We start from the raw sequence: 20,647 nt of genomic DNA on the forward strand, positions 1-20,647 counted from the left end.
GGTGTTGGTGGCACAGGTACGTGGTGGTTGTCGTGTGTTGTTTGAGAACTGCACAGTGGACGCGAGCATCTTTGTGGCCAAGTTTTTAAGGGCGCACGGTGGATGCCTTGGCACCAGGAGCCGATGAAGGACGTAGGAGGCTGCGATAAGCCTCGGGGAGCTGTCAACCGAGCTGTGATCCGAGGATTTCCGAATGGGGAAACCCGGCCCCAGTGATGTGGGGTCACCCACGCCTGAATATATAGGGCGTGTGGAGGGAACGTGGGGAAGTGAAACATCTCAGTACCCACAGGAAGAGAAAACAACAGTGATTCCGTGAGTAGTGGCGAGCGAAAGCGGATGAGGCCAAACCATGGGTGTGTGATAGCTGACAGGCGTTGCACTTGTGGGGTTGTGGGGTTTGTCTTGTCGACACTGTCATGTTGGCGGGGAGTAAGAAAGTGATGTGGTTAGCGGAAGTCGTCTGGAACGGCGCGGCGTAGAGGGTGAGACTCCCGTACGTGAAAACCTGTCACCTCCCTTGATGAATACCCAAGTAGCAGCGAGCCCGTGAAATTCGCTGTGAATCTGTCGGGACCACCCGATAAGCCTGAATACTCCCTGGTGACCGATAGCGGACTAGTACCGTGAGGGAAAGGTGAAAAGTACCCCGGGAGGGGAGTGAAATAGTACCTGAAACCGTGCGCTTACAATCCGTTGGAGCGGGTGAACACTTTGGTGTGTTGCCTGTGACAGCGTGCCTTTTGAAGAATGAGCCTGCGAGTTAGTGGTGTGTGGCGAGGTTAACCCGTCGAGGGGAAGCCGTAGCGAAAGCGAGTCCGAATAGGGCGATACAGTCGCATGCTCTAGACCCGAAGCGGAGTGATCTACCCATGGCCAGGGTGAAGCGACGGTAAGACGTCGTGGAGGCCCGAACCCACTTAGGTTGAAAACTGAGGGGATGAGCTGTGGGTAGGGGTGAAAGGCCAATCAAACTCCGTGATAGCTGGTTCTCCCCGAAATGCATTTAGGTGCAGCGTCGCGTGTTTCTCACCGGAGGTAGAGCTACTGGATGGTCTAGAGGGCCAACAAGCTTATCGAAATCAACCAAACTCCGAATGCCGGTGAGTGAGAGCGCGGCAGTGAGACTGCGGGCGATAAGGTTCGTAGTCGAGAGGGAAACAGCCCAGATCACCGGCTAAGGCCCCTAAGCGTGTGCTAAGTGGGAAAGGATGTGGGATCGCGAAGACAACCAGGAGGTTGGCTTAGAAGCAGCCACCCTTGAAAGAGTGCGTAATAGCTCACTGGTCAAGTGATCCTGCGCCGACAATGTAGCGGGGCTCAAGCACACCGCCGAAGCCGTGGCATTCGCACAATAGATTCACTTCACCTCATGGGGTGTTGTGCAGTCGTGTGGATGGGTAGGGGAGCGTCGTGTGGCCAGGGAAGCTCCGGAGTGATCCAGGGGTGGAGGCCACACGAGTGAGAATGCAGGCATGAGTAGCGAAAGGGGAGTGAGAAACTCCCCCGCCGAATGACCAAGGGTTCCTGGGGCAGGTTAATCCGCCCAGGGTGAGTCGGGACCTAAGGCGAGGCCGACAGGCGTAGTCGATGGACAACGGGTTGATATTCCCGTACCCGTGTGAGCGCGCCCATGGTGAATCCAGTGATGCTAACCGCCCGAAGCGGTCTTTAGCGCTCCCTTAGGGGGGTTGCGGGGATCGTGGAGCGCGGGACCCGATCTGGTAGTAGCCAAGCGATGGGGTGACGCAGGAAGGTAGCCGCGCCAGTGAGTGGTAGTACTGGTGTAAGAGTGTAGGGAGTGTCCTAGGTAAATCCGGGGCACACACATCCTGAGACTTGATGCATAGCCGATTGAGGTGAATGTGGTGATCCTATGCTGCCGAGAAAAGCCTCTAGCGAGCTCTCACACGGCCCGTACCCCAAACCGACACAGGTGGTCAGGTAGAGAATACTAAGGCGATCGAGATAACTATGGTTAAGGAACTCGGCAAAATGCCCCCGTAACTTCGGGAGAAGGGGGGCCATGACACGTGAACACTTTCTCGGTGGGAGCGTGGTGTGGCCGCAGAGACCAGTGGGAAGCGACTGTTTACTAAAAACACAGGTCCGTGCGAAGTCGTAAGACGATGTATACGGACTGACGCCTGCCCGGTGCTGGAAGGTTAAGAGGACCGGTCAACCACTTCGGTGGTGAAGCTGAGAATTTAAGCCCCAGTAAACGGCGGTGGTAACTATAACCATCCTAAGGTAGCGAAATTCCTTGTCGGGTAAGTTCCGACCTGCACGAATGGCGTAACGACTTCCCAGCTGTCTCAACCATAGACTCGGCGAAATTGCACTACGAGTAAAGATGCTCGTTACGCGCGGCAGGACGGAAAGACCCCGGGACCTTCACTACAGCTTGGTATTGGTGTTCGGTTCGGTTTGTGTAGGATAGGTGGGAGACTGTGAAGCGGCCACGCCAGTGGTTGTGGAGTCATCGTTGAAATACCACTCTGATCGAATTGGATGTCTAACCTCGGTCCGTGATCCGGATCAGGGACAGTGCCTGGTGGGTAGTTTAACTGGGGCGGTTGCCTCCCAAAATGTAACGGAGGCGCCCAAAGGTTCCCTCAGCCTGGTTGGCAATCAGGTGTTGAGTGCAAGTGCACAAGGGAGCTTGACTGTGAGACTGACAGGTCGAGCAGGGACGAAAGTCGGGACTAGTGATCCGGCACCGGCAAGTGGAAGCGGTGTCGCTCAACGGATAAAAGGTACCCCGGGGATAACAGGCTGATCTTCCCCAAGAGTCCATATCGACGGGATGGTTTGGCACCTCGATGTCGGCTCGTCGCATCCTGGGGCTGGAGTAGGTCCCAAGGGTTGGGCTGTTCGCCCATTAAAGCGGCACGCGAGCTGGGTTTAGAACGTCGTGAGACAGTTCGGTCCCTATCCGCCGCGCGCGCAGGAAACTTGAGGAAAGCTGTCCCTAGTACGAGAGGACCGGGACGGACGAACCTCTGGTGTGCCAGTTGTCCCGCCAGGGGCACGGCTGGTTAGCTACGTTCGGAAGGGATAACCGCTGAAAGCATCTAAGCGGGAAGCTCGTTCCAAGATGAGGTTTCCCACCCCTTGAGGGGGTAAGGCCCCCAGCAGACCACTGGGTTGATAGGCCAGAACTGGAAGCACCGCAAGGTGTGCAGGTGACTGGTACTAATAGGCCGAGGACTTACCACAAAAATGCTACGCGTCCACTGTGCGGTATCTGAGACAACACACCACCCAACCCCAACTTGGCGGGGTTGGTCGAGGTGGCTGTTTCACAGAGTTACGGCGGTCATAGCGGAGGGGAAACGCCCGGTCCCATCCCGAACCCGGAAGCTAAGCCCTCCAGCGCCGATGGTACTGCACCCGACAGGGTGTGGGAGAGTAGGACGCCGCCGAACATCATTTGCACCACCACGAAAGAGGATCCCCTTGCGGGGATCCTCTTTCGTGCGTTCACGACCATTTCAGCAGTGCGTTCCCCGGCTGCGGGCTGAATGGTCAGACCGAGTAACCGCCGTCCACGTCCAGCTTTTGTCCGGTGATGAAACCGGCTCGCTCGCTGGCCAGGAAGCACACGGCCTCGGCGATGTCGCCTGCTGATCCGAACCGCCCGAGCGGAATGTTCGCGCGGGTGACCTCCAGTGCTCGCTCGTCCAGCTCGCCGGTGCCGATGAGGCGGGCGGCCATGCCGTCGGTGAGCATTCCCGGACCTACGGCGTTGAAGCGCACCCCGAACCGGCCCTCCTCGGCGGCATACCCGCGCACCAGCTGTTCCACGGCTCCCTTGGTTCCGGCGGAGAGCCCGTCTCGGACGGGGTAGCGGGCGGTGGCCGCGGTGGTCACCGCCACGACCGAGCCCTGGGTGCGACGCAGCTGGTCCAGGCACGCGCTCACGATGGTGAAGAAGGCCAGCGCCTCCTCGCGCAGGTGCTGCGCGTAGGTCTCCGGTGCCACGCGCGACAGGTGCACCATCGGCACGTGCGGCCCCGCGGCGTGCACCAGGACGGTCACCGGGCCGAAGTCCGCCTCCGCCTGCTGGGCGAGCGCGGCGCACTCCTGGGCGTCAGTGAGGTCGATGGGCCAGGCCCGAGCACGACCACCGCCGGCGGTGAGCTCGGCGACGAGGGCGTCCGCCGCCGTGTGGTTGGACCGGTAGGCCAGGGCGACGGGGTGCCCCTGGGCGGACAGGCGACGCGCCGTCTCGGCGCCGAGACCGCCGGTACCGCCGGTGACCAGCGCGCACGTGTTCTCCATGGCGGCACCCTAGCAAGTGCTTGGTTGGTATGCTGCCGGGGTGACCGAGACTTCTGGCCGGCGGGCCGAGCTGCTGCAGCTCGCAGCTGAGCTGTTCGCCAAGCAGGGCCTGCGCGCGACCACTGTGCGCGACATCGCCGACAGCGCAGGCATCCTCTCCGGCAGCCTCTACCACCACTTTCGCTCCAAGGAGGCGATGGTCGAGGAGATCCTCCGGGAGTTCCTGGACGAGCTCTTCGACAGCTACCGGTCCATCGTGGCAGCGGGCCTCGATCCCCGCCACACGCTCGAGGCGCTGGTGGCCACCTCGTTCGACGCCATCGACCGCAGGCACTCCGCGGTGGCGATCTACCAGGACGAGGCCAAGCACCTGGTGGCGCTTCCCCAGTTCCGCTTCATCGCTGATCGCAACACCGAGTTCCGGGACCTCTGGATCGGTGTGCTGCAGCGCGGCGTCGCCGACGGGAGCTTTCGGGCGGACCTGGACATCGACGTGGCCTACCGCTTCATCCGCGACACGGTGTGGGTGGCCGTGCGCTGGTACCGGCCGGGCCTGGCGATGAGCAGCGAGGTGGTGGCTCAGGAGTACCTGGGGATCGTCCTGCACGGCATCTCGGCTCCGGCCTGAGCGGTACTGACTCCCTAGTCAAGCGAGTGCTTGTTAGGTTCACTGTCCGGGAGCTGACTCCGGGACACATCGAGAAGGAGAACATGTGAGCACGTTGTTGGACGGACGCGTCGTCATCGTCACCGGAGCAGGCCGGGGCATCGGTCGCGAGCACGCGCTGGCTTTCGCCGCCGCGGGCGCCAAGGTTGTCGTCAACGACATCGGGGCCGGCCTGGACGGGTCGGCGACCGGTGAGTCGCCCGCCGAGCAGGTGGTGGCCGAGATCAAGGCCGCCGGTGGCGAAGCCGTGGTCAACGGCGACGACGTGGCCGACTGGGCCGGCGCGGAGAACCTCGTGCGCACCGCCATCGACACCTTCGGTGGCCTGGACGTGCTGGTGAACAACGCCGGCTTCCTCCGCGACAAGATGCTCGTGGGGATGAGCGAGCAGGAGTGGGACTCGGTGATCCGGGTGCACCTCAAGGGCCACTTCGCCACCCTGCGTCACGCGGCCGCCTACTGGCGCGCGGAGTCCAAGGCCGGGCGTCCCCGCCAGGCCCGCGTCATCAACACCTCCTCCGGCGCAGGCCTGCTGGGCTCGATCGGCCAGGGCAACTACGCCGCCGCCAAGGCCGGCATCGCCCTGCTGACCATCCAGGCGGCCTCGGAGATGGCCTCGTACGGCGTGACCGTCAACGCCATCGCCCCCTCTGCCCGCACCCGGATGACCGAGGCGGTCTTCGCCGACACCATGGCCAAGCCGGAGGGCGACGCCTTCGACGCGATGGACCCGGCGAACATCTCCCCGCTGGTGGTCTGGCTGGGCTCCGAGGAGTCCGGCGACGTCACCGGACGGGTCTTCGAGGTCGAGGGCGGCATGGTCGCGGTCGCCGACGGCTGGCAGCGCAGCGCGCAGCGTGACAAGGGTGCACGCTGGGACCCGGCCGAGCTGGGCCCGGTGGTGCGGGAGATCCTCGGCGAGGCGCCGAAGCCGTCGCCGGTCTACGGCGCTCGCTAGCCCGAGCCGTCAGGCCGGCTCGCAGATCACCACCGGAATCTCGCGCTCGGTCCAGGACTGGTAGCTGTCGAAGTCGGCGTACATCGCCACCAGCTTGGGCCACAGCTCGGCGCGCTCGTCGGGAGCGGCGACCCGTGCCCGCATCGTGCGCACCTCCGAGCGGATCTGCACGGTGACCTCCGGGGTGGCCAGCATGTTCAGGAACCACATCGGGTTCTTGGGCAGGCCACCCTGGGAGGCCACCAGCACGATGCGGTCACCGTCGGGCAGGAACAGCAGCGGGGAGACGCGGGGCTGGCCGGTCTTGCGGCCGGTGGTGGTGACCAGGCAGACCGGGATGCCCCGTGGGAAGGCGCTGCCCACGCGCCACTTGCTGCCCACCCGGCCCCCGGTCAGCTGGTAGAGCCGGACGTTGACCGCGGACATCGCCTTGATGACCTTGACGGTCCACGGGGAGTCCAGCCCGCGGGGCCTGGTCGGAGTGCTCATCTCGCTCAGAGCCGCTCGATGATGGTGCCCGTGGACAGGGCTCCGCCGGCACACATGGTGATCAGCGCGGTGGAGGCGTCCCGACGCTCCAGCTCGTGCAGCGCGGTGGTGATCAGCCGCGCGCCGGTGGATCCCACCGGGTGGCCCAGGGCCAGTGCGCCGCCGTTGACGTTCACCTTGTCCATGTCGGCCTTGTGCACCTGGGCCCAGGACAGCAGGACGGACGCGAAGGCCTCGTTCACCTCGAAGAGGTCGATGTCGCCCATCTTCATGCCGCTGCGCTCGAGCACCCGCTCGGTGGCCTGCACCGGTCCGTCGAGGTGGTAGAACGGCTCGGCGCCCACCAGCGCCTGGGTGACGATGCGCGCACGGGGCCGCAGGCCCAGCGCCTCGGCGCGGTCGGAGTCCATCAGCAGCACGGCGGCGGCGCCGTCGGAGATCTGCGAGGAGGTGCCGGCGGTGTGGATGCCGTCGGGCATCACGGGGTTGAGCTTGGCCAGGCCCTCCCTGGTGGTCTCCCGCAGTCCCTGGTCGCGGCTCACCAACCCGTCCGCGGTCTGCACCGGCACGACCTCGCGGTCGAACCGGCCCTCGTCCCAGGCCTGGCGGGCGCGCTGCTGCGAGGACACCCCGAGCGCCTCGACGTCGTCCCGGGTGAGGCCGCGACGCTCGGCGATCCGCTCGGCGGCCAGGAACTGCCCCGGCATGTCGATCTCCCAGGAGTCCGGGCGCGGGGTCCCGACGTCCACGCTCAAGTGTGAGCCCAAGGGCACGCGGCTCATCGCCTCGATGCCGCAGGAGATGCCGACGTCGATGGCGCCGGTGGCGATGAGTCCCGCCACGAGGTGGGTGGCCTGCTGGGCCGAGCCGCACTGGCAGTCGACGGTGGTGGTGCCGGTCTGCCAGGGCAGGCCCGCGTTGAGCCAGGCGGTGCGAGTGACGTTGTTGGACTGCTCGCCGGCCTGCGTCACGCAACCGCCGATCACCTGCTCCACCACCTCCGGGCTTATCCCGGACCGGTCGATGACCGCCTGCTGCGCCTTGCCGAGCAGCTCCGCGGCGTGCAGGCCGGACAACCAGCCTCCGCGCTTGCCGATCGGGGTCCGCGCTGCCTCGACGATGACTGGACTACCCACTGGGGGGCTCCTCTCCTGGCCTGCCGCCAACCTAGAACAGGTTCACCGGGCGGGCAACAGGCGCCACGCTCTCCCCTAGCCGGGCGGCGCTTCTCGTGCTTGAATGGGCTAGAACGTGTTACGGGCCACGCTGGCCGTAATACAGCGCAACGGAGAGCCAAAGCCCCCCACGTCAGGAGTGCAGCGTGACCACAAGCCAGGACGAGACTCGGACACGACCCGGCTTCCCGCCGGGTTTCGACTTCACTGACCCGGACTTGTACCTCGACCGCATCCCGATGGAGAAGTTCGCCGAGGCGCGCAAGACCGCTCCAGTCTTCTGGATGGACCAGCAGGAGGGGACCGGTGGCGGGTTCCACGACGGTGGCTACTGGGTGGTGTCCACCCACGCCGACATCAAGGAGGTGTCCCGCCGCAGCGACGTGTTCTCCTCGGAGGAGAACACCGCCATCACCCGCTTCCGCGACGACATCGAGCGCGAGCAGATCGAGCTGCAGCGGGTGATCCTGCTGAACAAGGACGCTCCGGAGCACACCAAGCTGCGTCGCCTGGTCTCCCGTGGCTTCACCCCCCGGGCCATCAACAGCCTGCAAGAGGCCCTGAACGCACGGGCCAAGCGGATCGTCGAGGAGGCCGCGGCCACCGGCCAGGGCGACTTCGTCACCCAGGTGGCGTGCGAGCTGCCGCTGCAGGCCATCGCGGAGATGCTGGGCGTGCCGCAGGAGGACCGCATGAAGGTCTTCGACTGGTCCAACCAGATGACGGCCTACGACGACCCGGAGATGGAGACGGACGAGATCCAGGCATCCATGGGTCTGCTCGGCTACGCCTACGAGCTGGCGGAGCAGCGCAAGGGTTGTCCGATGGACGACATCGTCACCAAGCTCGTCGAGGCGGACATCGACGGCGAGGTGCTGTCCTCGGAGGAGTTCGGCTTCTTCGTGATCCTGCTGGCGGTGGCCGGCAACGAGACCACCCGCAACGCCATCACCCACGGGATGATCGCGTTCATGGAGCACCCCGAGCAGTGGGAGCTGTTCAAGAAGGAGCGCCCGGAGACTGCGGCCGACGAGATCATCCGGTGGGCCACGCCGATCATCAACTTCCAGCGCACTGCGCTGGAGGACACCGTCCTTGGCGGCCAGCAGATCAAGAAGGGCGACCGAGTGGTGATGTTCTACAGCTCGGGCAACTTCGACGAGACGGTCTTCGACGACCCGATGAAGTTCGACATCACCCGGGAGAACAACCCCCACCTCGCTTTCGGCGGCACCGGTGCGCACTACTGCCTCGGCGCCAACCTTGCGCGGCTCGAGGTCAACCTGATGTTCAACGCCATTGCCGACCACATGCCCAACATCACCAAGGTGGCCGAGCCGCGCCGGCTGCGCTCGGGCTGGCTGAACGGCATCAAGGAGCTTCAGGTCAAGTACGCCTGATCGACGGGCGGGCCGGGACGACCGGTTCCGTTCTAGGGCTCCACGAGGGCACTGCGCTGGTCACAGCGTGGTGCCCTCCGGGCGTTGCGGGAGCGCTCGGCAGCGCCGCCGTACGGGAATTGCCCACAACGGAGCGCGGTGCAGAATTGGCCAGGGAAATCGTCGGTGTTCTTGTGCCAGTTGTGTTTCACTGAGCCGGCAAGCCATTGAGAGATTGGTGGTGCTCCCGCAGCGGTGACGTTCGCATGGCAGACGGGAAGGCAGTTTGTTCCTCTCAGCAGTGGGCGCACACGGCGTCAGCTGCACACGGTCGGGGATGGGGAAACATGGGTCGGCTGATGAACGGGCACGAGCGGCAGCCGGCGCTCGTCGGGGGGCAGAGCTATGTGGACGCGGCAACGGGCTGCCGGTTCACCGCCCTCACTCCGGACGGGGCGCCGGACACCTGGCAGGAGTACCTGGCGGGGGCCGTCGACAACTACCGGAAGTTCGGCGTGCAGAGCGCCATCGACCTGGACAGCGTCCGGGACGGCCGGAGCACCTCGATGTTCTTCGCCATCACCTCCCCGGCGGGTGAGCTTGCCGGCGGCGTGCGCGTGCAGGGCCCCTACACCAGCCCCGCGCAGTCCCACGCCCTCACCGAGTGGGCCGGCCAGCCCGGCTACCAGCAGATCCACGAGATGGTGGCCAGCCGACTGCCGGAGGGGGTGATCGAGCTGAAGACCGCCTGGGTGTCCGATCGGGTCGCCTCCCGCAGCGCCCTCACCGCGGCGCTGTCGCGCACGGTGATCCACGCTCTGGGCTTGCTGGACGTGCGCCACGCCCACGCGACCGCGGCCGGCTACGTGCTGGACCGGTGGTCGACCTGCGGGGGCGTGATCGCCGACGACGTGCCGGCGGTGCCCTACCCCGACGACCGCTACGAGACGAAGCTGATGTGGTTCGACCGTCTCACCTACGGCGAGCTGGCCAAGCAGGACCAAGTGGTCCACATCCTGCGGGAGAGTGCCGCGCTGGCCGAGCAGGGGGGAGTCGGCCGGCGCTACGCCGCGGCGCACGGGCGGGGGGCCACCCAGCTGTGACCGAGGACCAGGAGTGGCGCGCGCAGGTGCTGGACGAGCGGACAGCAGCGGATGGAGCCACCCTCGAGCGGCTGCGCTCGACGGGCACCCGGGTGCTCGACCTGCGCGCGGAGCAGCACGCGGACCTGGCCCGGGTGCAGAGCCTGGTCGGTGCGGAGCCGCTGACCGAGCCCGACCGCTGGGTGCACTACCCGTGGCGCAACACCCTCGTCGGGGTGGTCGGCCCCCGGTCGTTCGACCTGCTGCGCCTGGACCGCAACCGCAACAAGATCACCCGGTCGCAGCAGCTGGCGCTGCGCAGCCGCACCGTGGGCGTGGTGGGGCTCAGCGTCGGGCACGCGGTGGCGCACGCGCTCGCCCTGGAGGGCCTGTGCGGGCAGCTGCGGCTGGCCGACTTCGACACCCTCGCGCTGTCCAACCTCAACCGCATCCCGGCCACGCTGCTCGACCTGGGCCTGAACAAGGCGGTGCTGGCCGCGCGTCGCATCGCTGAGCTGGACCCCTACCTCCCGGTGACCGTGTGGACCGAGGGGCTCACCGCCGACAACGCCGAGGAGTTCTTCGACGGGCTCGACCTGGTGGTGGAGGAGTGCGACTCCCTGGACGTGAAGGTGCTGGTGCGCGAGCTGGCCCGCGCGCGTGGCGTCCCGGTGGTGATGGAGACCAGCGACCGCGGCCTGCTGGACGTGGAGCGCTTCGACGTGGACCCGTCCCGCCCGCTCTTCCACGGCCGGCTCGGTGGGCTCACCTCCGCGGAGCTGGCCGGACTGAGCCAGCAGGAGAAGATCCCCTACGTGCTCCGCGTGGTCGACGCCACCCAGGTGTCGGCGAAGATGGGCGCCTCGCTGGTGGAGACCGGCAGCACCCTGGCCACCTGGCCGCAGCTGGGGGAGGACGTGCTGCTGGGTGCGGCCACCGTGGCCGCCGTGGTGCGGCGGATCGGCACGGGCGAGCCCATGCCGTCCGGGCGGGTGCGCATCGACATCGATGGTCAGGTCGCCCATCTCAGCGACCCGCTGGACCTGGACCGGCAGGATCCCGCGCCCGCCGACGGCCAGGATCCGGGCGCCGAGCACCCGGCCGGGCTTGGCACCGACCCGGCGCTGGCGGTGGTGCAGGCGGTGCGCTGGGCGCCGTCGGGCGGCAACATCCAGCCGTGGTCGGTCTCCGCCGACGCCACGGGGGCCCGGCTGCACCTGGTGCGCGAGCGCACCACCGCCATGGACGTCGCCCACCGGGCAGGGCACGTGGCGCTGGGTGCTGCGCTGTACAACGCCAGGGTCGCGGCGGCCTCGCTCGGCGTGCTCGGGCCCGTGCAGCTCTTCCCCGAGGGGCCGAGCAGCGACGTGGTGGCGGAGCTGTCGTTCGGCACCGGAACCGACGAGCAGCTGCGCGGGCGCGCTGGGCTGGTGCTGCAGCGGGTGACCAACCGGGCCACCGGGGACGGCGCGCCGCTGGAGCCCGAGGTGGCCGAGCTGCTCACGCAGGCCGCCGCCGACCAGGGTGGGCAGCTGCGCCTGGTCACCGACCGGACGGACCTGGCGGAGGCGGCCGAGCTGCTCGCCGCGGCCGACCGCATCCGCTACCTCACCCCGCGCCTGCACGCGGAGATGGTCGGTGAGCTGCGCTGGCCCGGCCGCGACTCGGTGGCGTCCGGGCTGGACGTGCGCACCCTGGGGCTGGCCGCGCCAGACCTGGCCACCCTGGACGTGGTCCGGCGGGCCGACGTCATGGCCGAGCTCGCCGCCTGGAACGCGGGGCGACCGCTGGGCCGCGACACCCGTGCCCGCGTGCTGTCCAGCTCGGCGCTGGCGGTGGTCACCGTGGCGGGCACCGACGCCGCGAGCTACGTGCGGGGTGGGGAGGCCGTGCAGTCGGTGTGGCTGCGTGCCCACGAGCTGGGGCTGGCGGTGCACCCGACCTCACCGGTGTTCCTGTACGCCGTGGACAGTGCCGAGCTCCGTGAGCTCTCCGAGCCGTTCCTCGCCGAGCTGGAGCAGCTGCAGAAGGCCTTCCACAGCCTGGTGGAGCTGCCGCCCAACCACGGTGTCGCGCTAGTCCTTCGACTCAGCAGCGCTGCTGCAGTTACTGTTCGCAGTCAACGACTGTCGGTGGCTCAGCTGGGCCACCAGGACGGTGCAGCGGCTCCGGGCATCCCCGGTGACTGACACGACGGAGCGGAGACCGATGCACCAGCGGCGGACCTTGGAGGAGCTGGTCACGGGTGTCGCCGCCCGCCTCATGGCAGTGGACTCCCGCACCGTCGTCGAGGCCTGCACCGCCGTGCTGCGCGACCTGGTCGAGTACCTCGACGTGGACGTCTGCTTCCTGCGCCGCAACGACGAGGAGCTGGACGCCACCGTCCTCGTCGCGGAGTGGCCACCACGGACCAACGTGCCCACCCCGGACCCGCTCGCCGTGGTGTTCTTCCGCGACGCCGACCCCATCTTCGCCGCGGCCAAGCACGCCACCGAGGTGAAGATCGTGCGGCCGCACGCCGACGACTACCAGCGCCGCGTCAAGGACGGGTCCGGTGTGGACCAGACGTCCATGGCGGCCGTGCCGCTGCTGTCCGGATCGGTCACCACCGGCGTGCTCGGCTTCGTCAAGCACGGGGACCGCGAGTGGCTGGTCTCGGAGATCAACGCGCTCAAGGCCATCGCCGCCTTTCTCGCCCAGCTGCAGGCGCGCATCGCCGCCGAGGACCGGTTGCGCTACCTCGCCGAGCACGACGCCCTCACCGGGCTGGCCAACCGCCGCAGCCTGCTCAGCGAGCTGGAGCACCGGCTGGAGCCGGGACGACCTGGCCCGGTGGCCGTGCTGTTCCTGGACGTCGACCGGCTCAAGGTGGTCAACGACGCGCTGGGCCACGCCGCCGGCGACGCCTACCTGCGGGCGATCGGTGGCCGGCTGGAGGCGGCGTTCGCCGCTGACCTGGTGGTCCGGATGGGCGGCGACGAGTTCATCATCGTGGTGCGGGCGCCGACCACGATGGACGGAGCGCACCAGCTGGCCAAGCAGGCGCAGGTGGTGGCCGCGGAGCCCGTCCAGCTGCAGACCGAGGAGGTCAGCCGCAGCGTCAGCATCGGCATCGCCCTCGGAGTGCCCGGGCGCAGCTCGGTGGCGGAGCTGGTCGGGTTCGCCGACCAGTCGGCGCTGGCGGCCAAGGCGCAGGGCGGCAACGCCGTCGTCGGCTTCACCGACGAGATGCGCACCCGGGCCCAGGAGCGCAACGACATCGAGATGCACCTGCGCTCGGCCATCCACGGCGACGAGCTGGTGCTGTACTACCAGCCTGAGGTGGACCTGGCGTCGGGGCAGATTATCGGGGTGGAGGCGCTGGTGCGCTGGCAGCACCCGATCCGGGGCCTGCTGCTGCCGGACTCCTTCATCGGCATCGCCGAATCCACCAACCTCGCCGGTGAGCTGGGCCGCTGGGTGCTGTGGGAGGCGTGCCGGCAGATGCACGACTGGCAGGAGTCCCTGCCCGAGCTGTCGCTGAAGCTGCGGGTGAACATCTCGCCCGCCCAGCTCATCTCCACCGACTTCGTGGAGACCGTGGCGCGGGTGCTGGAGGAGTACGAGCTCAGCGGGGTGGACCTGTGCCTGGAGATCACCGAGCACGCGGTGATCCATGACCTCGACCGCGTGCTGGTGACGTTGCGGGGACTCAACGAGCTGGGCGTGCACGTGGCCATCGACGACTTCGGCACGGGGCGCAGCTCGCTCGGTCAGCTCAAGCAGCTGCCGGTGGACACCCTCAAGATCGACCGCGGCTTCGTGCACAACCTCGGCAACAGCAGCGACGACCTGGCCATCGTCAAGTCCATCATCAGCCTCGCCGACTCCTTCGGCCTGGACGTGGTGGCCGAGGGGGTGGAGACCGTGCAGGCAGCCGAGATGCTGCTGGAGCTGGGCTGCGGCAACGCCCAGGGCTACCTGTTCAGCAAGCCGGTGCCGCCGGCGGAGGTGCTGGAGATCCTGCAGCGCGGCGGCAAGGTGGCCGACTACCCGGCCGACCGCTGAACCCGGTACACGCGTACGGGGTCGAGCACGAGGCCGGGCCGGTCAGGACGGGCGGCGCAGCGTGGCCATCGCCCGATCGGTCTCCCAGAACGCCCGCAGGGAGACGATGAGGCCCTCGGCGTTCACCCGGTAGATGAACACGCCCTCGGCGTCGACCTGCACGTTCTCGTCCACCGTGGTGGTGATGACGCCGACGTTGGCCACCTCGTCGCCGCAGGCGAAGGAGTCGGCGATGGTGAAGGCCACCTTCTGCGCGGTGCCCACCGAGGCGTCCCAGAAGTCGGCGATGGCCTGCTTGCCCCGCTGGCCGCTGCCGTCGGGGGAGAAGTGCGAGGGCCCCACAGGGTCCTCGATCACCGCGTCCTCGGCGAACAGGGCCACCCACTCGTCCTTGGCGCGGCGCCCGACGGCGTCCATCGACCGCCGGGACGCCACCCGCGCAGGATGCTCCTCGGGCTGGTGCCCGACGGTGCGGGAGGCAGCGGCGTCCGGAGCGGTCATGGCGTCACACCTTCTCGATGACGGTCTCGGCGAACTTGCGGATGGAGTCCTTCTTGGCCTCGAGCTCGCCGTCGAAGGGGATGCCGTCGAAGGACCACGGCACCACGATGGCGTCGGTGACACCGATGGCCGCCTGCTCCTGGTAGCCCTCCAGGCCGAAGCGGTCGATGCACACCGCCTGGATCTCGAAGGGCTCGTCGGCGCGGTCGTACTCTGCGCGCAGCTCACCGAGGCGGCCGATGACCCGCTCCAGCTCGGCGATCTTCATCATCGCCGAGGTCCAGCCGTCACTGAGCCGGGCAGCCCGGCGCAGCGCGGCGTCGACGTGGCCGCCGACGTAGATGGGCACCGGCTCGGTGGGAGCGGGGCTGATCTGCAGCCGGTCGAAGTCGAAGAACTCCCCGTGGTACTCCACCATGCCGCCGCCCAGGGCGAGCTTGATGACCTCGATGGACTCGTTCGCCCGGGCGCCCTTGCGCTCGAAGGGGACGCCGCACCACTCGAACTCCTCCGGCGACCAGCCCAGGCCGACGCCGAGACCGAACCGGTTCCCGGTCATGTTGGCGACCGAGCCGATCTGGCGGGCCAGCAGCAGCGGGTTGCGCGAGCCCAGCTTGAGCACCGCGGTGTAGAAGCGGAGGGTGCTGGTGACCGCACCCATGGAGGCAGCGGCGACGAACGGGTCGACCCAGGGTGTCTCCTCGGTCCACATCCGGCCACCGTCGGGGGTGTACGGGTACTTGGCCGCCACCTTCTCCGCGTAGAAGAGGGAGTCGGGCAGGGAGACGGAGGTGAACCCGCACTCCTCCGCGGTCCTGGCCAGCTCGGGAAGCTGGTCGAGGGGACTCATGGCAATGGCCAGGGTGAACTTCACCGTGCAGCTCGCTTTCGATCGTCGGGAGTCTTGTCCTGCCCGAGCACCCACATGGCGTAGAACTGGGAGCCGCCACCGTAGGCGTGACCGAGCGCGGTGCGCACCCCGTCCACCTGGTGATCGTCGGCGGTGCCCATCACCTGACGGGCCGCCTCGGCGAACCGCAGCATGCCGGAGGCGCCGATCGGGTTCGACGACAGCACACCACCGCTGGCGTTGACCGGCAAGCGCCCGTCCTGCTCAGTCTCACCGGCCTCGGTGAGCTTCCACCCCGCGCCCTCCTCGGCGAACCCGAGGTTCTCCAGCCACATCGGCTCGAACCAGGAGAACGGCACGTAGATCTCCGCGGCGTCGATCTCGCGCAGCGGGTCGGTGATGCCGGCCTGCTTCCACAGCGCGGCTGCGGCGTCCCGGCCGGCCTTCGGGTTCACCTGGTCGCGACCGGCGAAGGTGGTGGGCTCCGAGCGCATCGCCGTGGCGTGGATCCAGGCCACCTGCTTGCCGGTGGCCGCCGCCGCGGACTCGTCGCCGATCACCATGGCGCAGGCACCGTCGGAGGACGGGCACGTCTCGTCGTAGCGGATGGGGTCCCACAGCATCTTCGACGCCTGCACCGACTCCACCGTGATGTCGGGCTGGTGCAGGTGCGCGTAGGGGTTGGTGGCGCCGTTGCGCCGGTCCTTGGCCGCCACCATGGCGCCGATGTGCAGCGGCGCGCCCGAGCGGCGGATGTAGGAGCGCACGTGCGGGGCGAAGTACCCGCCCGCGCCCGCACCGACCGGCATGGAGAAGGGCACGGCGATGGACAGCGCCCACATGGCGTTGGACTCCGACTGCTTCTCCCACGCCACCGCCAGCACCCGCTTGTGCAGCCCGGCCTGCACCAGGCTGGCCGCGACGTTGGCGGTGGAGCCACCGACGGAGCCGGCGGTGTGCACCCGCAGCAGCGGCTTGCCCCGCGCGCCCAGGGCGTCAGCCAGGTACAGCTCGGGCATCATCACGCCCTCGAACAGGTCGGGCGCCTTGCCGATGACCACGGCGTCGATGTCGTCCCAACCCACGCCGGCGTCGATCATCGCGCGGTCGATGGCCTCGCGGCACAGCCCGGCCATGGACACGTCCAGGCGCTTGGCCGTGTGGTTGGTCTGTCCGACGCCGAGCACGGCGGCTGGCTGCTTGCTCATGAGTCCCGGCCCTCCATCACGCAGATCAGGTTCTGTTGCAGCAGCGGCCCGCTGGTGGCGTGGCCGAGCACCTTCTGGTCCTGCCCGCGCATCACCCGCGAGGCGGCCTCGCCGATGCGGCTGAGCCCGGCGGAGAACATCGGGTTGCCCGCCAGCACCCCCCCGGAGGGGTTGACGGTGGTCTGGCCGTTGAGGCCGATGGCCTCGCGCAGCAGGATCTGCTGGTGGCTGAACGGGGCGTGCAGCTCAGCTGCGGTGACGCCGTCCACCCCGCCGGCAGCGCGGGCGGAGGCGGTGGTGGAGGCCGACGCCAGCAGGTCGCGGGTGCCGATGGCCGGGGAGTCCACCCGGTGCTCGATGCCGGTGATCCACGCCGGGTTCTCGCACAGCTCCCTGGCCCGCTCGGCCGAGGCCAGGATGACGGCTGAGGCCCCGTCGGTGATCGGGGCGCAGTCGTGCATGCGCAGCGGGTCAGCCAGGTAGGGCGCCGCCAGCAGCTCGTCCACGTCGACGTGGCCGGACAGCTGCGCGTGCGGGTTGTTCATCGCGTCGCTGCGGCTGCGGGCGGCCACCTCGGCCATCTCCCGCTCGCTCCAGCGACCGCTCTCGATGCCCAGCCGGGCCTGCAGGCCGGCCAGCGCCACGGAGTCCGGCCACAGCGGCGCGGCCACGTACGGGTCTAGCTGCATGGCCAGCACCCGGCGCAGGTCGCCCGCGGAGGACTTGCCGAAGCCGTACACCAGGGCGGTGTCGGCCTCGCCGAGCTTGATCTTCACCCAGGCCTCGTACAAGGCCCAGGCGGCGTCCATCTCCACGTGCGACTCGGTGATGGGCGGAAAGGCCCCGATCGCGTCGATGGCGGAGATGAACGAGAACGCGCGGCCGGCCAGGTAGTCCGACGACCCCGAGCACCAGAAGCTGATGTCTCGGTTGGTCAGCCCGGTGGCTGCGTAGAGCTCTTGGAAGATGGGCACCAACATCTCGACACCATTGGTGGTGCCATGGGTGCGGCGCACGTTCGGCGCCTGGGCAAAGCCGACAACGGCAACGTCTCCCACTGGTCGGCCTCCTCTCGGGTCTACAGGTGGTGGGAGTAGGTCTCGTACGCAGCGTCGGGCTCGCCGCTCGGCTCGAAGTGACGGATGTTCTCCAGCGTGTAGCCCCACTCCTCGGCGGGCTTCCACACGGCTCGCACCCGCATGCCCATCCGGACCTCCTCGGCGTCGCAGCCGAGGATGAGGTGCAGGAAGGCGATGTCGGCGCCGTCGAGCAGGACGTACGCGGCGACGTAGGGCGGCTTGATCCGCTGCCCGGCGAACGGCACGTTCACGATGCAGAAGGTGGTGACCGTCCCGGTGTCGGGCAGCTGCACCTCCTCCTCGGTGGGCACGCCGTCGGTGGGGCAGGCGCCACGGGGCGGGATGTAGACCTTCTCGCAGACCGGGCAGCGCTGGCCGAGCAGCTTGCCCTCGGCCAGGCCACGCAGGTAGGCGCTCTCCTCCGGGGAGGCGGAGTGGGTGAGGCTGAGCGAGAACGGTGTGGTCAGCATGGTGACCTGCGCACCGTCCGCGCTCGCCGCGGGAGCGCCGGCTGCCGGGGCGTCACCTGCGGGCTCGAAGCAGACGATGTCCTGGATGCGCCCCAGCGGCTGGGCCGCCCACCGGGCCCGCACCCGCATGCCGGTGCTCACCCGCCCGGGGTCGCCGCCCACGTCCACGGCGTGCAGCAGGGCGGTGTCCGCCCCGTCCAGCTGCACCAGCGCCCAGGCGAAGGGCGTGCTCAGCGGCTGCCCCTCCAGCGGCTGCGGGGCCCACGACCAGCTCAGCACCGTGCCGGTGTCGGCCACGTCCACGAAGTCGGTGAGCGCAGCGGCAGTGATCGGGTCGTACTCCACGGGGGGTACGTGCACCGTGCCGTCCGAGCCGCGGACCCCGATGACGTGGCGCGACCGCAGCGCCGTCATGAACGGGCCGAGAGTGGCGCCGAGGGATCGGGTGTAGTCGAACGCGATGTCCAGTGGTGCGCTCAGGTTCTCCACAACCGGAGTAGAACACGTTACAACTTTGTTTCACAAGACCTTACGATGCAGCAACTGCGACGGAGGGTGTGGACATGCAGCTGGGACTACAGCTCGGGTACTGGGGCGCACAGCCGCCGGAGAACACCGGCGAGCTGGTGCTCGCGGCCGAGGACGCCGGCTTCACCTCGGTGTTCGCGGCCGAGTCGTGGGGCTCCGACGCGTTCACCCCGCTCGCCTGGTGGGGCTCGCAGACCTCACGGGTGCGGCTGGGCACCTCGGTGGCGCAGCTGTCCGCCCGCAGCCCCGCCGGCTGCGCGATGCACGCCCTCACCATGGACCACCTCACCGGCGGGCGCTTCATCCTGGGCCTCGGCGTCTCCGGCCCCCAGGTGGTGGAGGGCTGGTACGGCCAACCCTTCGCCAAGCCGCTGGCGCGCACCCGCGAGTACGTGTCCATCGTGCGGCAGGTGCTGCAGCGGCAGGCTCCCGTGGTCAACGACGCACCGCACTACCCGCTGCCCTACCGCGGGCCCGGCTCGACGGGGCTGGGCAAGTCGCTCAAGCCCATCACCCACCCGCTGCGCGCGGACCTGCCCATCTGGCTGGGCGCCGAAGGGCCGCGCAACGTGGCGATGACGGCGGAGATCGCCGACGGGTGGCTGGCCGTCTTCTACTCGCTGTCGCTGGCGGGCATGTACGACGAGTGGCTGGACGAGGGCTTCGCCCGGGCCGGCGCGCGACGCAGCCGGGCGGACTTCGAGATCGCGGCCACCTGCACCGTGGTGGTGACCGACGACGCCGCTGCCGAGCTCGCCCGCCTCAAGCCGACGATGGCGCTGTACGTGGGCGGCATGGGCGCGCCGGAGATGAACTTCCACGCCGAGCTGTTCCGTCGGATGGGCTACGGGGAGGTGGTCGACGACGTCACCCGGCTGTTCCTCTCCGGGCGCAAGGAGGAGGCGGTGGCGGCGGTTCCGGACGAGCTGGTGGCCGAGACCGCGATCATCGGCGACGCCGAGCACGTCCGCGCCCAGGTGCGGCAGTGGGAGCAGGCGGGAGTCACCAGCCTGGTGGTCGGCTGCCGCGACACCGCCAGCATCCAGGTGCTGGGCGAGACGCTGGTCAACCCGGACCCTGCCGAGGCGGGGCCCGGGCCGGCGCCGGCCTAGCGGCCCTTGAACTGCGGCGTGCGCTTCTCCGCGAACGCCCGGGGGCCTTCCTTGGCGTCCTCGCTCTGGAACACCGACAGGCCCAGCTTGGCGTCGATCTTGAAGGCGTCGTTCTCGTGCAGGCCCTCGGTCTCCCGGATGGTGCGCAGGATGGCCTGCACGGCGAGCGGGCCGTTGGCCGCGATCATGTCGGCCAGCTCGTGGGCCTTGGCCAGCGCCTGCCCGTCCGGCACGACGTGGCCGATCAGGCCGATCTCCTTGGCCTCGGGCGCACGCACGTGGCGTCCGGTCAGCAGCAGGTCGGCGGCGACGGTGTAGGGGATCTGGCGGGGCAGGCGCACCGCGGAGCCGCCCAGCGGGAACAGGCCCCAGCGGGGCTCGGAGACGCCGAAGCGCGCGCTCTCGCCGGCCACGCGGATGTCGGTGGCCTGCAGGATCTCGGTGCCGCCGGCGATGGCGGGCCCCTCCACCGCGGCGATGAGCGGCTTGGTGAGCCGGCGCCCCTTGAGCAGCGGCTCGATGACCGAGAAGTCCGCGCCGCCGTTGTCACCGGGGTGCGCGCTGCTCATGGCCTTGAGGTCGGCGCCGGCGCAGAACGCCCCGCCCGCCCCGGTGAGGATGCAGGCGCGGATCGCGGGGTCCTCGTCCACCCGGTCCCAGGCCTCGCGCATGATCTGCATCATCGGGCCGGACAGCGCGTTCTTGGCCTGCGGCCGGTTCATCGTGACGACGAGGGTGGACCCCTGCAGCTCGACGAGGCAGTGCGGCGCCTCTGCGGTGGTCGCTTCGGTCGAAGTCACGGTGGGCCTCCTGGCGGT

Annotated in this window: 16 protein-coding genes and 2 rRNA genes; 9 read left to right on the forward strand and 9 right to left on the reverse strand. The window is 68.5% G+C overall.

The annotated features are described in order from the left end of the window. The first annotated feature begins 75 nt into the window (after positions 1 to 75). Positions 76 to 3,218 (forward strand): 23S ribosomal RNA (locus tag ELX43_RS01920). 93 nt (positions 3,219 to 3,311) lie between these two features. Further along, a 5S ribosomal RNA gene (gene rrf / locus ELX43_RS01925) occupies positions 3,312 to 3,428 on the forward strand. Between the two features lie 100 nt (positions 3,429 to 3,528). Here the strand turns inward: rrf and ELX43_RS01930 are convergent. Beyond that, a complete protein-coding gene (locus ELX43_RS01930) occupies positions 3,529 to 4,284 on the reverse strand; it encodes an SDR family oxidoreductase (RefSeq protein WP_127781899.1) in 756 nt (251 codons plus the stop codon). 40 nt (positions 4,285 to 4,324) lie between these two features. On the opposite strand from ELX43_RS01930, the gene ELX43_RS01935 reads away from it, so the two are divergent. After that, entirely contained in the window at positions 4,325 to 4,912 is a 588-nt protein-coding gene (locus ELX43_RS01935; protein ID WP_164860550.1) for a TetR/AcrR family transcriptional regulator, read from the forward strand. 85 nt (positions 4,913 to 4,997) lie between these two features. Further along, a complete protein-coding gene (locus ELX43_RS01940; RefSeq protein ID WP_127781901.1) occupies positions 4,998 to 5,909 on the forward strand; it encodes an SDR family oxidoreductase in 912 nt (303 codons plus the stop codon). Between the two features lie 9 nt (positions 5,910 to 5,918). Here the strand turns inward: ELX43_RS01940 and ELX43_RS01945 are convergent, their stop codons facing one another. Both ELX43_RS01945 and ELX43_RS01950 read right to left on the reverse strand, forming a co-directional pair. Beyond that, on the reverse strand, positions 5,919 to 6,398 hold the full coding sequence (locus ELX43_RS01945; RefSeq protein WP_127781902.1) for a nitroreductase family deazaflavin-dependent oxidoreductase: 480 nt from the start codon (positions 6,396 to 6,398) through the stop codon (positions 5,919 to 5,921). 5 nt (positions 6,399 to 6,403) lie between these two features. Then, positions 6,404 to 7,534 (reverse strand): steroid 3-ketoacyl-CoA thiolase, encoded by a 1,131-nt coding sequence (locus tag ELX43_RS01950; protein ID WP_127781903.1) that lies wholly within the window; start codon positions 7,532 to 7,534, stop codon positions 6,404 to 6,406. A gap of 185 nt (positions 7,535 to 7,719) precedes the next feature. Here ELX43_RS01950 and ELX43_RS01955 point away from each other — a divergent pair, with 185 nt between their 5' ends. The 4 genes from ELX43_RS01955 to ELX43_RS01970 all read left to right on the forward strand — a co-directional run bounded on the left by ELX43_RS01955 (position 7,720) and on the right by ELX43_RS01970 (position 14,081). After that, positions 7,720 to 8,973 carry a cytochrome P450 gene (locus ELX43_RS01955; protein ID WP_241249628.1) on the forward strand — a complete coding sequence of 418 codons (1,254 nt, stop codon included), beginning with the start codon at positions 7,720 to 7,722 and terminating at the stop codon, positions 8,971 to 8,973. Between the two features lie 326 nt (positions 8,974 to 9,299). Further along, positions 9,300 to 10,055 carry a hypothetical protein gene (locus ELX43_RS01960; protein ID WP_127781904.1) on the forward strand — a complete coding sequence of 252 codons (756 nt, stop codon included), beginning with the start codon at positions 9,300 to 9,302 and terminating at the stop codon, positions 10,053 to 10,055. Next, positions 10,052 to 12,223, forward strand: coding sequence for an Rv1355c family protein (locus ELX43_RS01965; protein ID WP_127781905.1), 2,172 nt, complete (start codon positions 10,052 to 10,054; stop codon positions 12,221 to 12,223). The genes ELX43_RS01960 and ELX43_RS01965 overlap by 4 nt, the downstream gene beginning before the upstream one ends. A gap of 19 nt (positions 12,224 to 12,242) precedes the next feature. Continuing rightward, positions 12,243 to 14,081: an EAL domain-containing protein gene (locus tag ELX43_RS01970; RefSeq protein ID WP_127781906.1), complete on the forward strand. Its 1,839-nt coding sequence runs from the start codon at positions 12,243 to 12,245 to the stop codon at positions 14,079 to 14,081. Positions 14,082 to 14,123: 42 nt separating this feature from the next. On the opposite strand, the gene ELX43_RS01975 is transcribed toward ELX43_RS01970, so the two are convergent. Genes ELX43_RS01975 through ELX43_RS01995 form a run of 5 tightly spaced genes read right to left on the reverse strand, consistent with a single transcriptional unit; the run spans position 14,124 to position 18,678 of the window. Then, positions 14,124 to 14,582, reverse strand: a complete 459-nt coding sequence (locus tag ELX43_RS01975) for a nuclear transport factor 2 family protein (protein WP_127781907.1) — start codon at positions 14,580 to 14,582, stop codon at positions 14,124 to 14,126. Between the two features lie 4 nt (positions 14,583 to 14,586). Continuing rightward, positions 14,587 to 15,456: a TIGR03619 family F420-dependent LLM class oxidoreductase gene (locus ELX43_RS01980; protein ID WP_127781908.1), complete on the reverse strand. Its 870-nt coding sequence runs from the start codon at positions 15,454 to 15,456 to the stop codon at positions 14,587 to 14,589. Beyond that, on the reverse strand, positions 15,453 to 16,640 hold the full coding sequence (locus tag ELX43_RS01985; RefSeq protein WP_127781909.1) for a thiolase domain-containing protein: 1,188 nt from the start codon (positions 16,638 to 16,640) through the stop codon (positions 15,453 to 15,455). The genes ELX43_RS01980 and ELX43_RS01985 overlap by 4 nt, the downstream gene beginning before the upstream one ends. Further along, complete coding sequence (locus ELX43_RS01990) at positions 16,637 to 17,698, reverse strand: thiolase domain-containing protein (protein ID WP_127781910.1); 1,062 nt, start codon at positions 17,696 to 17,698, stop codon at positions 16,637 to 16,639. The genes ELX43_RS01985 and ELX43_RS01990 overlap by 4 nt, the downstream gene beginning before the upstream one ends. Before the next feature lie 20 nt (positions 17,699 to 17,718). Next, the gene (locus tag ELX43_RS01995) at positions 17,719 to 18,678 is read right to left on the reverse strand and encodes an OB-fold nucleic acid binding domain-containing protein (RefSeq protein WP_241249637.1); all 960 of its coding nucleotides are present in this window, start codon (positions 18,676 to 18,678) and stop codon (positions 17,719 to 17,721) included. A gap of 74 nt (positions 18,679 to 18,752) precedes the next feature. Between ELX43_RS01995 and ELX43_RS02000 the strand changes: the two genes are divergently transcribed. Next, the gene (locus tag ELX43_RS02000; RefSeq protein WP_127781911.1) at positions 18,753 to 19,829 is read left to right on the forward strand and encodes an LLM class F420-dependent oxidoreductase; all 1,077 of its coding nucleotides are present in this window, start codon (positions 18,753 to 18,755) and stop codon (positions 19,827 to 19,829) included. Here the strand turns inward: ELX43_RS02000 and ELX43_RS02005 are convergent. Next, positions 19,826 to 20,629, reverse strand: a complete 804-nt coding sequence (locus ELX43_RS02005; protein ID WP_127781912.1) for a crotonase/enoyl-CoA hydratase family protein — start codon at positions 20,627 to 20,629, stop codon at positions 19,826 to 19,828. The genes ELX43_RS02000 and ELX43_RS02005 overlap by 4 nt on opposite strands. Between the last annotated feature and the right edge of the window lie 18 nt (positions 20,630 to 20,647).

This window comes from Rhodococcus sp. X156, from assembly GCF_004006015.1.
Lineage (GTDB): Bacteria > Actinomycetota > Actinomycetes > Mycobacteriales > Mycobacteriaceae > X156.

What these genes read in the sequence shown, in the direction of transcription:
- ELX43_RS01945 (WP_127781902.1), bottom strand. Translation starts at nt 6,398, where the DNA reads ATGAGCACTCCGACCAGGCCCCGCGGGCTGGACTCCCCGTGGACCGTC.
- ELX43_RS01970 (WP_127781906.1), top strand. Translation starts at nt 12,243, where the DNA reads ATGCACCAGCGGCGGACCTTGGAGGAGCTGGTCACGGGTGTCGCCGCC.
- ELX43_RS02000 (WP_127781911.1), top strand. Translation starts at nt 18,753, where the DNA reads ATGCAGCTGGGACTACAGCTCGGGTACTGGGGCGCACAGCCGCCGGAG.
- ELX43_RS01985 (WP_127781909.1), bottom strand. Translation starts at nt 16,640, where the DNA reads ATGAGCAAGCAGCCAGCCGCCGTGCTCGGCGTCGGACAGACCAACCAC.
- ELX43_RS01960 (WP_127781904.1), top strand. Translation starts at nt 9,300, where the DNA reads ATGGGTCGGCTGATGAACGGGCACGAGCGGCAGCCGGCGCTCGTCGGG.
- ELX43_RS01975 (WP_127781907.1), bottom strand. Translation starts at nt 14,582, where the DNA reads ATGACCGCTCCGGACGCCGCTGCCTCCCGCACCGTCGGGCACCAGCCC.
- ELX43_RS01930 (WP_127781899.1), bottom strand. Translation starts at nt 4,284, where the DNA reads ATGGAGAACACGTGCGCGCTGGTCACCGGCGGTACCGGCGGTCTCGGC.